Origin of the sequence: Paenibacillus typhae (assembly GCF_900099765.1) — a bacterium.
Classification (GTDB): domain Bacteria; phylum Bacillota; class Bacilli; order Paenibacillales; family Paenibacillaceae; genus Paenibacillus_AQ; species Paenibacillus_AQ typhae.
Genome location: NZ_FNDX01000046.1, coordinates 1 through 14086, shown reverse-complemented (window position 1 = coordinate 14086; position 14086 = coordinate 1). Strand labels below are relative to the sequence as shown.

The 14086-nt window shown below is 52.1% G+C and carries 11 protein-coding genes, 13 tRNA genes and 1 pseudogene; 4 read left to right on the top strand and 21 right to left on the bottom strand.

Going from position 1 to position 14086, the window contains the following annotated elements; genetic code table 11:
- Positions 1-8: 8 nt before the first annotated feature.
- The 4 genes from BLR64_RS24910 to BLR64_RS24895 are packed head-to-tail and all read right to left on the bottom strand — an operon-like array spanning position 9 to position 3113.
- On the bottom strand, positions 9-644 hold the full coding sequence (locus BLR64_RS24910) for a PepSY domain-containing protein (protein WP_090718759.1): 636 nt from the start codon (positions 642-644) through the stop codon (positions 9-11).
- Positions 641-2005 carry a sensor histidine kinase gene (locus BLR64_RS24905; protein ID WP_090718758.1) on the bottom strand — a complete coding sequence of 455 codons (1365 nt, stop codon included), beginning with the start codon at positions 2003-2005 and terminating at the stop codon, positions 641-643. Before BLR64_RS24905 ends, BLR64_RS24910 begins: the two co-directional genes overlap by 4 nt.
- Complete coding sequence (locus BLR64_RS24900) at positions 2002-2706, bottom strand: response regulator transcription factor (protein WP_090718756.1); 705 nt, start codon at positions 2704-2706, stop codon at positions 2002-2004. The genes BLR64_RS24905 and BLR64_RS24900 overlap by 4 nt, the downstream gene beginning before the upstream one ends.
- Complete coding sequence (locus BLR64_RS24895; protein WP_244157845.1) at positions 2703-3113, bottom strand: MerR family transcriptional regulator; 411 nt, start codon at positions 3111-3113, stop codon at positions 2703-2705. The genes BLR64_RS24900 and BLR64_RS24895 overlap by 4 nt, the downstream gene beginning before the upstream one ends.
- Positions 3114-3214: 101 nt before the next feature.
- Here BLR64_RS24895 and BLR64_RS24890 point away from each other — a divergent pair.
- Positions 3215-3624 (top strand): annotated as a pseudogene (locus BLR64_RS24890) (carboxymuconolactone decarboxylase family protein).
- Between the two features lie 42 nt (positions 3625-3666).
- Here the strand turns inward: BLR64_RS24890 and aroD are convergent.
- The 3 genes from aroD to BLR64_RS24875 all read right to left on the bottom strand — a co-directional run bounded on the left by aroD (position 3667) and on the right by BLR64_RS24875 (position 6470).
- Positions 3667-4434, bottom strand: coding sequence for a type I 3-dehydroquinate dehydratase (gene aroD, locus BLR64_RS24885; RefSeq protein ID WP_415841230.1), 768 nt, complete (start codon positions 4432-4434; stop codon positions 3667-3669).
- A 37-nt stretch (positions 4435-4471) separates the two neighbouring features.
- Positions 4472-5404: a ribokinase gene (gene rbsK / locus BLR64_RS24880; RefSeq protein WP_244157846.1), complete on the bottom strand. Its 933-nt coding sequence runs from the start codon at positions 5402-5404 to the stop codon at positions 4472-4474.
- A gap of 139 nt (positions 5405-5543) precedes the next feature.
- Complete coding sequence (locus tag BLR64_RS24875; RefSeq protein WP_090718752.1) at positions 5544-6470, bottom strand: copper amine oxidase N-terminal domain-containing protein; 927 nt, start codon at positions 6468-6470, stop codon at positions 5544-5546.
- Positions 6471-6829: 359 nt separating this feature from the next.
- Here BLR64_RS24875 and glgP point away from each other — a divergent pair, with 359 nt between their 5' ends.
- The 3 genes from glgP to katA all read left to right on the top strand — a co-directional run bounded on the left by glgP (position 6830) and on the right by katA (position 11482).
- Positions 6830-8446 carry an alpha-glucan family phosphorylase gene (gene glgP / locus BLR64_RS24870; protein WP_090718751.1) on the top strand — a complete coding sequence of 539 codons (1617 nt, stop codon included), beginning with the start codon at positions 6830-6832 and terminating at the stop codon, positions 8444-8446.
- 278 nt (positions 8447-8724) lie between these two features.
- Complete coding sequence (locus BLR64_RS24865) at positions 8725-9672, top strand: NAD(P)-dependent oxidoreductase (RefSeq protein WP_090718748.1); 948 nt, start codon at positions 8725-8727, stop codon at positions 9670-9672.
- Between the two features lie 340 nt (positions 9673-10012).
- Complete coding sequence (katA, locus tag BLR64_RS24860; protein WP_090718746.1) at positions 10013-11482, top strand: catalase KatA; 1470 nt, start codon at positions 10013-10015, stop codon at positions 11480-11482.
- A gap of 79 nt (positions 11483-11561) precedes the next feature.
- Here katA and BLR64_RS24855 read toward each other — a convergent pair whose 3' ends face one another.
- The 14 genes from BLR64_RS24855 to BLR64_RS24790 all read right to left on the bottom strand — a co-directional run bounded on the left by BLR64_RS24855 (position 11562) and on the right by BLR64_RS24790 (position 14085).
- Positions 11562-12512 carry a helix-turn-helix transcriptional regulator gene (locus BLR64_RS24855; protein ID WP_090718744.1) on the bottom strand — a complete coding sequence of 317 codons (951 nt, stop codon included), beginning with the start codon at positions 12510-12512 and terminating at the stop codon, positions 11562-11564.
- Positions 12513-12707: 195 nt separating this feature from the next.
- Positions 12708-12778, bottom strand: a tRNA-Gly gene (locus BLR64_RS24850).
- Positions 12779-12789: 11 nt separating this feature from the next.
- Positions 12790-12863, bottom strand: a tRNA-Pro gene (locus tag BLR64_RS24845).
- Between the two features lie 34 nt (positions 12864-12897).
- Positions 12898-12974 (bottom strand) — tRNA-Arg (locus BLR64_RS24840).
- A gap of 10 nt (positions 12975-12984) precedes the next feature.
- A tRNA-Gly gene (locus BLR64_RS24835) sits at positions 12985-13059 on the bottom strand.
- A 7-nt stretch (positions 13060-13066) separates the two neighbouring features.
- Positions 13067-13150: transfer RNA gene (locus BLR64_RS24830), tRNA-Leu, on the bottom strand.
- Positions 13151-13165: 15 nt separating this feature from the next.
- A tRNA-Lys gene (locus BLR64_RS24825) sits at positions 13166-13241 on the bottom strand.
- Positions 13242-13259: 18 nt separating this feature from the next.
- Positions 13260-13334: transfer RNA gene (locus tag BLR64_RS24820), tRNA-Gln, on the bottom strand.
- Between the two features lie 98 nt (positions 13335-13432).
- A tRNA-Asp gene (locus tag BLR64_RS24815) sits at positions 13433-13510 on the bottom strand.
- Between the two features lie 75 nt (positions 13511-13585).
- Positions 13586-13659, bottom strand: a tRNA-Met gene (locus BLR64_RS24810).
- A gap of 36 nt (positions 13660-13695) precedes the next feature.
- A tRNA-Val gene (locus BLR64_RS24805) sits at positions 13696-13771 on the bottom strand.
- A gap of 6 nt (positions 13772-13777) precedes the next feature.
- Positions 13778-13849 (bottom strand) — tRNA-Glu (locus BLR64_RS24800).
- Between the two features lie 67 nt (positions 13850-13916).
- A tRNA-Ser gene (locus tag BLR64_RS24795) sits at positions 13917-14006 on the bottom strand.
- 3 nt (positions 14007-14009) lie between these two features.
- A tRNA-Asn gene (locus BLR64_RS24790) sits at positions 14010-14085 on the bottom strand.
- Position 14086 lies beyond the last annotated feature (1 nt).

Here is a 14086-nt window from a genome sequence, read left to right as displayed (position 1 = left end):
TTTCTTGCTCATTCATGATCATCATCCGGCTCTTCCCAGGTAACCGAACGGATATTACCCGATATCGCATCAACCTGTACTACCGCCTCGCGGTCATCAGGCGTTGAAATCTCCACCAGGTAAAAGGCCCCGTCTTCATTGATTCCGGTATCCACGTCATCTGCCTCCCCCGGTACCTCCTGCAAGGCCAGCTTTACAGCCTCGGCCTCGGACACTACCCGCTGCGGCGGGGATGTTGAGGGCGCGGGAGGAGTTGCCGAAGCTGCTCCTGCCGGCGGTGAGGCTGAGACCACTGGAGCTCCTGAAGCATCGGGACTTGGCTGGACTTCCGGCGTAGGTCCAGGCGCAGGAACCGCCTGCAGCAGCACAATGGATATGATCTCGCCGGTAGCACCGTCCAGCTTAACCTCGTACAGTCCCTGAGCTGTCTGCAGCTTGGCTGCGTAATTGCCGGCTCGCTCGCTTAGCTGCTGGATCGTCCCAGGGTACTCCTCCAGCAGTGCCTGCTCTGCAGCCTCCCTGCTGAGCAGCGGGCCTGTTTCTTTCCGGAAAAACCATAGGCAGGCTATTGCCAGCAGGAGGACGGCAGCGGCGATCAGTATTGTTTTGTATGGAATGTTCAGGTGTATTCTCGGTCTGCTCATGTTCTTCCCCTGCTCTCAGCGGCAATCCGGATGGTGACCGAGGTCCCCCGGCCGGGTGTACTGTCCATGGACAGCTCCGCACCGATTGCCCCGGCTATCTCGGCAGCGAGCGACAGGCCGAGGCCTGCCCCGCCGCCCTGACGGCTTCTTGCCGTATCCACCCGGTAAAAGCGGTCAAATATTCTGGGCAGCTCGTCCGGAGAGATACCGATCCCGCGGTCGGTAATGACGATAATGCTCTCGCGGCCGGCAGCCTCAAGACTGATGGTGATAGCTTCATCACTGTATTTACGGGCATTATCCAGAAAAATAAACAGCAGCTGCCGCAGCTTGGCTTCATCAGTGTATCCCTGGACTGTCCCCTGCGAGCGGACAAGAACATCCCTTCCATACGCTTTGTAAAAAGCTTTGGCCGAAGCCCGGGCCAGCTCCCCCAGATCCATAAGCTTCATGGAGAGTACCCACTGCTCCTGATGCTTTGCCAGCAGCAGCAGCTGCTCTGTCAGCTCCTTCATCCGGACTGCCTCGGAATGGATCGCCTCGACCGATTCATTGAACAGCTCCGGATGAGCGAGTCCTCTGCGCTTCAACAGACTGGCATAGCTCTCGATGACAGTAAGCGGTGTGCGCAGCTCATGCGAGGCATCGGACACAAACTTCTCCTGCTTGAGATAATTGCTCTCCAGAAGGGCAATCATCCCGTTGAAGGTATGTCCCATCTCCACCAGTTCATCCTTGGCATCATCCTGCAGCGTCAGCCGCCGGAATTTCCCGCTGTCCTTGATCTCCCGCATCGTGGCGGTCATCAGGACAATCGGCCGCATAATCAGCCCGGACAGCAGCCGGCTGGAGAGCAGCAGCGGAATCAGCGCAAATGCAGTCGCTCCGGCAAGCACAATCCTGAGCACCCTTAGCGTACTCATCGTGCTCTCCAGACTTTTCGTCATCTGCACATTCATTACCGTCCCGTCGATCCAGATGACCGGAACGGATACGAAGGCATAGGAACGCCCGTCCAAGCTGAGCATACGGGTCTGCCTCTCCTGATGGTACGCAGGCTTCAGCCGGCTAAGCTCCTGTTCCGAGGCCGAGGTTACAGGCGCCGGTCCGCCCCCGCCTTCGGCCAGCAGCCGGAGCATTCCCTCAACCGGGACATAAGCGCGGAGAAGCTCGGCCGGAGGCACCTCCCCGGCGGCCCTGCGCATATCGGCGGCGATTTTGGCTGTCTCTGCCCCGGCCTGCTCCAGCTCATTCTCGGTCAGCAGCCGGCTGAACACCGCATAGATAAACAGATTCATAATGATCAGAAGCACGGCGAACAGCACGTTGGAATAAAGGTAGATTTTGCTGCGCAGCTTCATGGATTATCCTTCAGCACATAACCGATGCCCCGTACCGTATGGATAAGCTCACTCCCGTTATCCAGGGCAATCTTTTTACGGACATAGCGGATATAGACATCCACCACATTGGTGTCACCGTAATAATCATAGCCCCAGACGGCGGACATGATCTGCTCCCTGTTCAGTACCTGGCGCTTGTTCTTCAGCAGGTATACGAGCAGGTCGAACTCCCGCGGAGTCAGCTCAATGCTCCGGCCTGCGCGGATCACCTCACGGGTGGCCTCGTTCAGCTCCAGATCCTCTGCCCGCAGCCAGGAGTCCGGCTCCCTGTCTGTTTCCGCTGTCCTGCGGCTTGCCGCCAGTCTAAGTGCAGCCCGTACACGTGCCAGCACCTCCTCGATCTGGAAAGGCTTTGTAATATAATCGTTTGCGCCCAGGTCAAGCCCGGAGACCTTATCTTCAACCGAGCTTTTGGCGGTCAGCAGCAGAACTGGAGTATGGGCATCACTGGCCCGGATGCGCCGCAGCAGCTCAATTCCGCTGAAGCCGGGCAGCATCACATCCAGAAGCAAGAGCCCGGGCTGCTGCTCCTGGTACATTTCAAGCCCGCCGGGGCCGCTGCCGGCGATGGATACCTGATACCCCTCGCATTCCAGCTCAATCTGCAGCAGGCGGGCGATTTTCTCCTCATCCTCAACAACCAGAATGGATTCCGTCATGGGCATTTCTGCCTCCTTTTCCGGCGTAAGCCGATTTCGATGTCTTCCTCCATCTCCTTGTAGTACTGAATTTTGCCAGCAATCTTCTCCAGATTCTCGCCGAGCTTAAGCATCTGCTGCTCAACCCTGAGCTGGTGGGCTTCCAGCATAAGCCTGCGCTCATGCACAGTAGAAGGTCCTTGGCTGCGCAGACTGGAATATCGCTTCATCTCGCGGATCGGAATATCCAGCTCCCGCAGGATCACCAGAAATTGTACCCATGATACATCTGCCTCTGAATAAACACGGTATCCCTGTTCACTCCGCGCCACGCCCTCCAGCATTCCTTCTTTCTCGTAATAACGCAAAGTATGTGCGGAGAGTCCCGTTAAGCGGGACATTTCCTGAATCGTAAGCAGCTTGTCCATGGCTGCATTTTACCACAACAAATAAACAGTTGCATTAGAGCGCGCTCTAAACTGTACGCTTGGATCAGAAACAATAATTCACTCAAATGGAGGGCTAACTTATGACTGTCGAACGATACGAACGCGGATGGGAGAAGCTGATGGAGGTGGATGGCACCGGGGGAGCCAAAGTCATTGAATCGCTGAAGACATCTCTCCCGATCTGGGGCAATTCATTATCGAGTTTGCCTTTGGCGATATTTACACCCGCGAAGGGCTGGATTTGCGGCAGCGCCAGCTTATCACGATCTCCTCGCTCACCGCTCTGGGCGGCTGCGAGCCACAGCTTAACGTTCACATCAATGCCGCGCTTAATGTAGGACTCACTCCCGAGCAAATCGTGGAAGCCATCCTGCTCTGCGCGCCCTATTCCGGATTTCCGCGTGTGCTGAATGCAACCTTTGTGGCTAAAGACGTCTTTCATTCACGGGGAATAACGGTGCAGGATCAGCATAAAGACAGCTCCAACTGACGGAGCTGTCTATAATCAGCTGATTTCTTCAATGCCCGCGGATCATAGACTGCGGTGCAGCAGCTCCAGCACACTGCGCAGCTCGGTTACCGCCACCTGGCCCGGAGCGGAGGGCTTGTGCGCTGCACCAAAGGTCAGCGCCGAGCCGAAGATTTCCCCGGCCAGGCGGCTTATTACCCCTTCCCCGGCCATGGACATTGTAATAATCGGACGGTCCGCATATTGCTCCTGCATCCTATTGGTTGCCGCCAGCAGCGTCAGCACATCCCCCGGACTCCCCGGCATAACGGCAATCTTCGGCAGATCGCCGCCCAGCTCCTGCGCCCTGCACAGCCGGGATACAATCTCCTCTTCGGACGGCGTTCCCTGAAAATCATGATTGGACAGGATTACGAATACTCCGCTAGCGTGCGCAGCCGCAATCAAATCACGAACGGTATTCTCCTCGTTGAACAGCTCCACATCAATAATATCGACCAGGCCGCTCTGGGCGGCAGCCTTATTCAGCTGAATATAATAGTCCGTGGAAATCTCCTTCTCTCCGCCCTCTCTGGCGCTGCGGAAGGTGAAGATCAGCGGAAGGTCCGGCAGAATGGCCTGAATCCGCTCCAGTGCTGCTATAACCGCCGTGATATCTTCCACTTCAGCAAAGAAATCGCTCCGCCACTCCACTACATCCGGCGCGAGAGCCCTCAGCGCCCCGGCCTCTTTTTCCAGCTCAGCCAGGGTCCCGCTAACCAGCGGTACACAGATTTTAGGCATTCCCTCGCCTAGCGTTACCTCTTTAACCGTTACAGTGCCGCTCACCATGCTCAGCTCCTTATGTATCTGAATATGCTTATTAACCTTAGGGTCTAGCCGACTCCTTGAGGAACTGTTCAACCTCCGCCAGCTGCGGCAGGGATGGAATTGCCCCCTGCTTGCCTACCGCCAGAGCCCCGACCGCATTGGCGAAACGGACGGCCTCGGTAAGCGTCTTTCCGGAGGTCAGCTGATAGGCCAGCGCCCCGTTAAAAGAATCCCCCGCAGCTACCGTGTCGACAGCTTGCACAGGAAACCCCGGAATGTGCCGGCTTCCGGCATGATTCACAATCAGTGCCCCTTTGGAGCCGAGCGTGACGATAATATTCTCTACACCTTTTTGCAGCAGAAGCCGTGCGGCCTGCTCGGCATCCGCGATGCTGTTCACGGCCATTCCCGCCAGGATGCCCGCCTCCGTTTCATTGGGGGTCAGATAAGCCACATGCTGCAGCAATTCATCAGTAAGCACGCGGGCCGGGGCCGGGTTCAGAATTACCGGAATGCCATGGCTATGAGCCATAGACGCTGCCTGTTCACACATGGAGAGGTCTGTTTCCAGCTGCATCACCACCATTTCCGCCTGGCGGATAACCGGTTCCAGCGCTGCGATATCCTCCCGGCCCATTTCGAGATTCGCCCCGGGCACCACGATAATCCGGTTCTCTCCTTCCTCGTCCACCACGATGGAAGCCACACCTGTAGCCTGTGTCTCACTCTGCCCAATATAATCAGTATGGACCCCCTCTTGCCGCATTACCTCAAGCAGCTCACGGCCGAATCCATCCTTGCCCACTCTGCCGATCATCGTCACTTCTGCGCCCAGACGGGCTGCGGCTGCCGCCTGATTCGCCCCTTTTCCCCCGGGAGATAAGGCAAAGGCTTGTCCAAACAAGGTCTCTCCGGCCTCAGGAGCCCGGCTTGTGCGCACCACCATATCCATATTCAGACTGCCGATTATTACGATTCCCAATTTTTTCACCATCCTTAATAGTTACTTTCTATCTTACTCGGATTTCCCCGGTTTAATCAAACATCAAAAGACACGACAGGATCTGCCGTGCCTTAGCGAATTTACAATGTATATTATTTTCCCGTTGGCCAGTCTCTACCGCAAAACCCTACTCTTCGTAGATGACTACAGATTGGGATACCGGCTCCCATTTAACGGTAGCTTTCAAGGCTTCACTGACAAAGCGGGCTGGCACCACGGTAGTGCCCTTAACGATTGCAGGTGTTACCTGGAGAATGACCTCCTGACCGTTGACATACGCAGTCTTCTTATCGATAAACAGCTTCACGGTAGTGCCTTCCCGGGTCATGGTGACAGAACGTTCCTTCGCATTCCAGATCACCTCGGCCTGCAGGGCCTCCGCAATCGCTTTGAACGGTACTAATGTATTTCCTGCTTTGAGAACCGGAGCAACCTCTGTGGCGGATTCTTCGCCGTTAACATACAGCTTGATCCCTTTTTGACCGGTTTGTGCATAGAGCTCGCCAAGCTTTCTGTACGAGTTGAGATTCTTGACATTGGCCAGAATAGCTTCCTTCTGTACATACACAGCATCCGTTACACTTCCCTGCTGCTTCAGCATTTCCGCCAATGCTGTCAGCGCGGCATCCTTATCCTGAATGGCTTCCAGCTCAGCTTTCATTTGCGGTGTCAGCTCCGTGTTATATTTAGTCAGCAAGAGTCCCGCAATAACAGCCCCTGCCGGCTTGTCCTTCACGTTTTCGATCGCATTCAGAAGCCCCTTATATCCATTGTGGCCCTTGTTTCCATATGTATCATAAGTGACCGAAGTAACGCTTTCCTTACCCTTTTCATTGCCTTTGTCATTGCCTTTGTCATTGCCCTTCTCTTTGTCCTTTTCTTTCGCATTGCCAGATGTAGGGTTCGCTGCAGGTGCAGCTGCTTCTTTATTGCTGTTACCGTTACCGTTGCCGTTACCCTTTCCGTTACCGTTTTCAGATTTTGCCAGCGCTGCTCCCGACATCATGCTTACCGCCAAAACACAGCTTGCCAGAATACTTAGGATTTTTTTCATGTGCTCAGTTCCCCCTATGTTGTGTTATGCTTCATCCTTTATTTCGGCCGCCATCCTCCGTCTGATAAACAAAAATGAAGATTTGGGAAGTTCAGCTCAGTCCCGAAACTGCCATACTCCCTCGGCACTAGCCAAGGATACCTACTGCGTGCATAATTTCAGCCTGCTACATTTGTGCCCTTTTTCCAGGCAAAATTGTTTTTCAAACTTCGCTGTGCTTTTTTTCAGCAAATGTGCTAGAATAAGTGTGCAATCGCTTCCAGGGAAGTTTTTGCCGTTTTGAGCAAACGTTTGCACCTTAGATGTAGCCTGCAGCAGCACCTGATTATAATCCAATTCGTATTTAGGAGGCTTATCAAGTGAACCAGAACAAATTACCGTCTGTCGCTTATTTCAGCATGGAGTATGGCCTGCATTCCGACTTCAAAATGTACGCCGGCGGCTTAGGCATTCTTGCTGGAGATTACATCAAAGGTGCAAAGGACATCGGTGCCCCCATCATCCCGATCGGGCTGAAATGGAAGCAGGGCTATACCGACCAGAAGATTGATGCGAACGGCAATCCCTATGACTCCTACCACAATTATGTTTATGATTTTCTTGAAGATACAGGCGTTAAGGTCACCGTAAAGGTGAGAAAAGTGGATGTGGTCTGCAAAGTCTGGAAAACAGACAAGTTCGGCAATAACCCCCTCTATCTGCTCGATACGGACATTCCGGAGAACGGTGACGCCTGGATTACCGGCCAGCTGTACGGCTGGTTCGGCGAAGAACGGATTGCCCAGGAGATTGTGCTCGGGATTGGCGGGGTAAAAGCAATGCGTGCGCTGGAAATTCCAATCGACGTCTATCATTTTAATGAAGGCCATGCGGCCCTTGCTGCCATCGAGCTGATCCGCGAGAAGATGTCCGGAGGCAGCACCTTTGAGGAAGCCTGGAAGGCTACGCGCGAAGAGGTGGTATTTACTACCCATACTCCGATAAAAGAGGGCAACGAAACCCACCCGCTGGACCGTCTCGAGTACATGGGCGCTTTTAACGGCCTGACGCGAGCACAGATGGAGCGGATCGGCGGCGAGCCGTTCAATATGACCGTGGCCGGCCTGCGTCTGTCCCGCATCTCCAATGGTGTGGCCCAGCTGCATGCGGATACAGCCAACAAAATGTGGAAGGAAGTCGCCGGCAGATCGGAAATCATCGGCATCACTAATGCAATTCACACACCTACCTGGGTGGACGAACGGATCACACGCACCTACGAGGAAGGCGGCGACCTGTGGGCTGCGCACAAGGAGATCAAGAACGAGCTGATCGGCTTCATTGAAGAGCGCTCCGGTATCGCCCTGAATCCTGAGAACCTGCTGATCGGCTTCTCCCGCCGGGCTGCTCCATACAAGCGCAGTGACCTGATTTTTTCCCAGCCTGATATCATTGAGCCTTACCTGCAGGACGGCAAAATCCAGATCGTCTTCTCCGGCAAAGCCCATCCGCTGGATGACAATGGCAAAAAAATCGTCAGCAACCTCGTCGCCATGATGAAAAAGTATCCGAAGAGCGTAGTCTTCCTGGAAAACTACGATATGACCATCGGCGCACAGCTGACCCGCGGCTCCGACATCTGGCTCAACAATCCGCGCCGTCCGCTGGAAGCCAGCGGCACCTCCGGCATGAAGGCTGCGATGAACGGCGTGCTGAACTGCTCCATTCTCGACGGCTGGTGGCCGGAAGCCTGCATCGACGGCGAGAACGGCTGGCAGATCGGTGAAGGCTTCGAGACAACGGATTTTGCCGTGCTCGACAAGCATGACAGCGACGCGCTGTACGATACCCTGCTGAACCGCGTACTGCCAACCTTCTACGAAAACCGTGAGAAATGGGTGGAAATGATGCGCAAGAGTATCGAAACCACCCGCACCGAGTTCGCAACCAAACGGATGCTGGATGAGTATTACAGCAAAATGTACATCAAGGAGTAGCCTGTCAGCTTCTCCTCTACTCCACGATATTGGAATAACATCAAGCCTCTGTCTGCTTCTCGCGGATGGGGGCTTTTTTTGAGGATTAGACTAGGAAAATAAAGTTTTTATACGTCAGTTTGCAGGCCCATAATTGGCCAGACTTAACTTAACTGCGAACCGCTAGCCTGTTTTGAGTTTTACAACCATATTCTTCATGTTTAAAATTATCATTAACAAAGACGAGGGGTCAATTGAAAACCTGAAGAAGGTCAAACAGCAATGAAAGGGGTTTAACAATGAAGATTCTCATCGTTGGCTATTTTAACGAGATCTCAAAATCAAATATAGCAAGATACTTTCCGCAAGAATGGAATGTTGTAATTGTCCCGCCCGGAGAAGAAATGCTGCATCATATTAAAGATTGTCAGGTTATCATTCCCGAGCATATTAAAGTGGATCACCGCCTGCTTTCTATCGCAAAAAATTTAAAACTGGTACAGACGGGTGCAGGATTTGATAACGTAGATGTCCCAGCCTGCACTGAGCTCGGTATTTGGGTGGCCAATGCTGCAGGAGTGAATGCACAGGCAGTGGCTGAGCACGTCATGGCACTGATATTGTCATATTATAAAAACATACCGTTTCTTGATACCTTCATGAAAAACAGGATGAATGAAAATCAACTGAACTATACAGGGAGTGAATTAGAGGGCAAAACGGTTGGGATTATCGGTTTGGGTGCTATCGGAAAAAAAGTAGCGGCATTTTGCAGTGTTTTTGATATGAATGTGCTGGCTTATGCGAGAAATCCCGCTGTACAATCTGATTCTTTTGTGAAAATGAGTGATTTCGATACGCTTGTAAGCACATCGGACATAGTCAGTGTACACTTACCCTTGAATCAGCAGACTAAGCAGCTGATCAACAAAACGACATTCAAGAAAATGAAGAACACCGCTCTTTTTATCAATACAGCCCGCGGCGGGATAGTCAACGAAAGAGACTTGATTGATGCATTAAAAAACGGCGATATTTCTGGCGCATGCCTGGATGTCTTTGAATCTGAACCGCTTCCTATCGACAGTGAGCTGCGGAATCTGGGTAATGTGATACTCACTCCCCATACAGCAGGAATGCCCGATGGTCGAAAATTTCATAAAAAACGGTATGATTTCTTTGTAAGCAATATAAAACGTGTAGAAAATGGTGAAGAGCCTGAAAGCAGGCTCAATCAGTTGTTATAATGGCGAGGGGAGCACGGAAGCGCTGCAGACGGGCCAGCTGTTGCAGCGCGGCGCTCTCTTGATGCCCATTCTAATACATACTGTTTATTACCTGACCCATTTTCGTTACCGAAAACCGCGTAAATCAGCCTCCCTCATCATCTCCACTTTTTCCTCCGGCACCTTAACTAATCTTATCCAATACCTTAACTGTCAGATCGTAACAGCTTATACCCGTTCTACTTTCCGCATATTGTTAATTATAATAATTATAAAAAAGGATTGATTTCTTTAAAATTTTTGTTAATATAGAACTTATACTAATTCTAAATTCAAATCCTATACCGAGGTGATTGTATTCATGAGTCAAAGCAACAACAAACTAACCACAAGCTGGGGCGCCCCCGTCGGAGACAACCAGAATTCAATGACAGCAGGCTCACGAGGACCTACTTTGCTGCAGGACGTTCATCTGCTGGAGAAGCTGGCCCATTTTAACAGAGAGCGTGTTCCTGAACGGGTTGTCCATGCCAAGGGAGCGGGTGCTCATGGATACTTTGAGGTTACACAGGATTTGTCCCAATATACCAAGGCCGCCTTTTTGTCTGAAGTAGGCAAGCGTACGCCTATGTTCATCCGCTTCTCGACTGTAGCCGGTGAGCTCGGTTCTGCTGATACGGTCCGTGATCCGCGCGGTTTTGCCGTTAAATTTTATACAGAGGAAGGCAATTATGATCTTGTCGGCAACAATACGCCGGTCTTCTTCATCCGCGATGCCATTAAGTTCCCGGACTTCATTCATACGCAGAAGCGTCATCCGCAGACTCACCTGAAAAATCCGAACGCGGTGTGGGATTTCTGGTCTCTGTCGCCTGAATCACTGCATCAGGTTACTATCCTGATGTCCGACCGCGGCATTCCCGCAACGCTCCGTCATATGCACGGGTTCGGAAGCCATACCTTTAAGTGGGTTAATGCTGAGGGCAAGGCTGTGTGGGTGAAATATCATTTTAAAACAGAGCAGGGTGTCAAAAATCTGGATGTCAAACTGGCGGCACAGCTGGCGGGTGAGAATCCGGATTACCATACAGAGGACTTGTTTAATGCGATTGACAAAGGGGATTTCCCGGCATGGAGACTGTGTGTGCAGATTATGCCAGAGGAGGATGCGGATACGTACCGGTTCGATCCTTTTGACGTAACCAAGGTCTGGTCACAGAAGGATTACCCGCTGATCGAGGTTGGCCGGATGGTGCTGAACCGTAACCCGGAGAACTATTTTGCGGAGGTTGAGCAGGCTACCTTCTCCCCGGGGTCGTTCGTGCCCGGCATTGAAGCCTCCCCTGACAAAATGCTGCAGGGCCGCCTGTTCGCTTACGCCGATGCCCACCGTTACCGGGTAGGGGCTAATCACAATCAGCTGCCGATTAACCGTCCTGTGGCCGAGGTGAACAACAACCAGCGTGACGGTGCCATGAACTCGACCCGCAACGGCGGCGGTTCCGTCTACTATGAACCCAACAGCTTTGGCGGAGCCAAGGAATCTCCGCAGGATAAGCCGGCCCCGTTCCAGGTTTCCGGCCAGGCCGACAGTGTCGCTTACGATCATAATGATCATTACACCCAAGCCGGTGACCTGTACCGTCTGCTGAGTGAAGAGGAGCGTGCCCGCCTTGTGGAGAACATCGTTGGCGCCATGACACCGGTAGAATACGATGAGATCAAAATCCGTCAGATCGGCCATTTCTACAAGGCTGATCCTGAATTCGGGCAGCGTGTTGCTGCCGGACTCGGATTGCCTGCTTGGGCGGATGCCGCCCAGGCTGAGTAATCCATTTTCATAAAATAATACGTTATGCTGTGGCACAACTTCCCGTACTCTATTTGCTTCGGGCAGTTGTGCTTTTTTTCTACTGATACATCTTGATCCACCGCTCCAGCTTCAGCTTCATTTCCAGTCTGGCCGATGCCGGCTCCAGAATCTCCGCCTCCGGGCCATACTGCAGAATCCATTTCATGAATTCCTTGGCGTTATTGACGGTCACCTCAAACAGCAGGCTGCCGTCCTTCTGATCGCTCATCCGCGGATGCACGAACAGCTCCTCCTCTCTGATATATCGTGCCACATCAGGGGAAAAGCGTACCTTAAACCTGATATTTTTGCTGCCGCGGTCAATGGACCATGTGTTTTTGAGATAATGCTTGATGTTGAAGCTGCTTTTGTCAAAGGTGATACCCGTAGCCTCAACCTGCTGAAACCGGCTAATGCGGAAGGTGCGGATATCCTGCTTCAGATGACAATACCCGATCAGATAAAAGCGCTGGTCCCGCGGAATCAGATAATAAGGATCGATTTCACGTTCAGTTGTGGTATTACGCGCCTGTGAGTGATAGACCGTCCGGATGCTCTGCTGCTCCAGGATAGCTCCTATAATCGGCTGGAGAAAATTACGGCTTTCCTTACGATACGCAGGCGTCCCCATCTGGATGATATTTGCAATATTTTCAAGCACACCGTTTAGTTTAGATTTCTCCTTGAGATGTGTTCCCATCACTTTATCATAGGCGGTATGGAAGCCCGGAGGGACTTTGTCTTCATGCAGCACCGAAGGCAGGAGTGAAAAAGCAAGGGCTTCCTGTTCGGAGAAATCAAGCGGATATTGAAAAAACGTCCCCAGAAACCTGTACCCCGTGCCCCTGCCTTCATTCGCAACCGGTGCAAAATGGCTGATGACATCCAGATCCCTATAAATCGTCCTGATGTTCACATCGCATCGGAACGCTAAATCTGCTGCTGTAATGCCTGGGTTAGATTGAATGGCGTTGATGATTTTAAAAATCCTTATTACTTTGTCTGTCATTGCTGTGCTCCTTGATTACCTGTAGTAGTGAGGATAATTTTGTAAGTATACCATAACAGACTTAGGCCCCTGTCAGCTGTCATTTAACACACTTCTGGACGGCAAAAAAACACCCCTGCAGATTACAGGCGTGTTGTTGGTGAGCAATAAGAAACAAGAGCTGCGGATAATCCACAGCCCTTGCTCTGTTTCGTAAGCGGGTGATGGGAATCGAACCCACGCTATTAGCTTGGAAGGCTAAAGTTCTACCATTGAACTACACCCGCAAAATATAGAATCGGGATGACACGATTTGAACATGCGACCCCCTGGTCCCAAACCAGGTGCTCTACCAAGCTGAGCTACATCCCGTAATACAGTGGTTCGTGTTGCCTGTAAAAATAAATGGCGCGCCCTAAGAGATTCGAACTCCTGACCTTTTGATTCGTAGTCAAACGCTCTATCCAGCTGAGCTAAGGGCGCACAATCTATATGGAGCGGACGACGGGAATCGAACCCGCGACCCTCGCCTTGGCAAGGCGATGCTCTACCGCTGAGCCACGTCCGCATAAACATGGTGCGCGTGAAGGGACTTGAACCCCCACGTCGTGAAACGCCAGATCCTAAGTCTGGTGCGTCTGCCATTCCGCCACACGCGCACGCTTTGTAAGGAATGGTGAGCCATGAAGGACTCGAACCTTCGACACCCTGATTAAAAGTCAGGTGCTCTACCAACTGAGCTAATGGCTCTCAAACATTAAAGTAAAATGGCTGGGGATATAGGATTTGAACCTATGCATGACGGAGTCAAAGTCCGTTGCCTTACCGCTTGGCTAATCCCCAACAATAATAATTAGCAAATGCTACGGAATCGGATGGGTACTCTATACTTCGAGATATAGGATGCTCAATTCCTATTACCTTCATACCAATTAAATCAATGGCGGAACCGACGGGATTCGAACCCGCGATCTCCTGCGTGACAGGCAGGCATGTTAGGCCAACTACACCACGGTTCCAGGATAAAGATTTTGGGGTCCCCGAAAAGTAATCGGAATATGCTACAAAGCATTTCTTCACTTTTTGGGGATGTATTGCGGGGGCAGGATTTGAACCTGCGGCCTTCGGGTTATGAGCCCGACGAGCTACCGGGCTGCTCCACCCCGCGTCAGTAATAATTATTAATTCCACATAAGAGAATTTATGGTGGAGGCTGAGGGGATCGAACCCCCGACCCTCTGCTTGTAAGGCAGATGCTCTCCCAGCTGAGCTAAGCCTCCATCTTATGACCCGTAGGGGATTCGAACCCCTGTTACCTCCGTGAAAGGGAGGTGTCTTAACCCCTTGACCAACGGGCCATGCTACTATCAATGCTGTTCTACGAACCACTGAGGGTTCTCATCCCTATACAGGGAGGTAACGCTACGGAGAGAGAGGGATTCGAACCCTCGAGACGCTTGTGGCGCCTACACGATTTCCAATCGTGCTCCTTCGGCCAAACTCGGACACCTCTCCAGATGGCTCCCCGAACAGGACTCGAACCTGTGACAACTCGATTAACAGTCGAGTGCTCTACCAACTGAGCTATCAGGGAA

Coding starts and splice junctions, on each gene's coding strand:
- BLR64_RS24910 (WP_090718759.1), bottom strand. CDS start 644: ATGAGCAGACCGAGAATACACCTGAACATTCCATACAAAACAATACTG.
- BLR64_RS24905 (WP_090718758.1), bottom strand. CDS start 2,005: ATGAAGCTGCGCAGCAAAATCTACCTTTATTCCAACGTGCTGTTCGCC.
- BLR64_RS24900 (WP_090718756.1), bottom strand. CDS start 2,706: ATGACGGAATCCATTCTGGTTGTTGAGGATGAGGAGAAAATCGCCCGC.
- BLR64_RS24895 (WP_244157845.1), bottom strand. CDS start 3,113: ATGGACAAGCTGCTTACGATTCAGGAAATGTCCCGCTTAACGGGACTC.
- aroD (WP_415841230.1), bottom strand. CDS start 4,434: ATGGTGAGCGGCACTGTAACGGTTAAAGAGGTAACGCTAGGCGAGGGA.
- BLR64_RS24875 (WP_090718752.1), bottom strand. CDS start 6,470: ATGAAAAAAATCCTAAGTATTCTGGCAAGCTGTGTTTTGGCGGTAAGC.
- BLR64_RS24865 (WP_090718748.1), top strand. CDS start 8,725: ATGAAGATTCTCATCGTTGGCTATTTTAACGAGATCTCAAAATCAAAT.
- katA (WP_090718746.1), top strand. CDS start 10,013: ATGAGTCAAAGCAACAACAAACTAACCACAAGCTGGGGCGCCCCCGTC.
- BLR64_RS24855 (WP_090718744.1), bottom strand. CDS start 12,512: ATGACAGACAAAGTAATAAGGATTTTTAAAATCATCAACGCCATTCAA.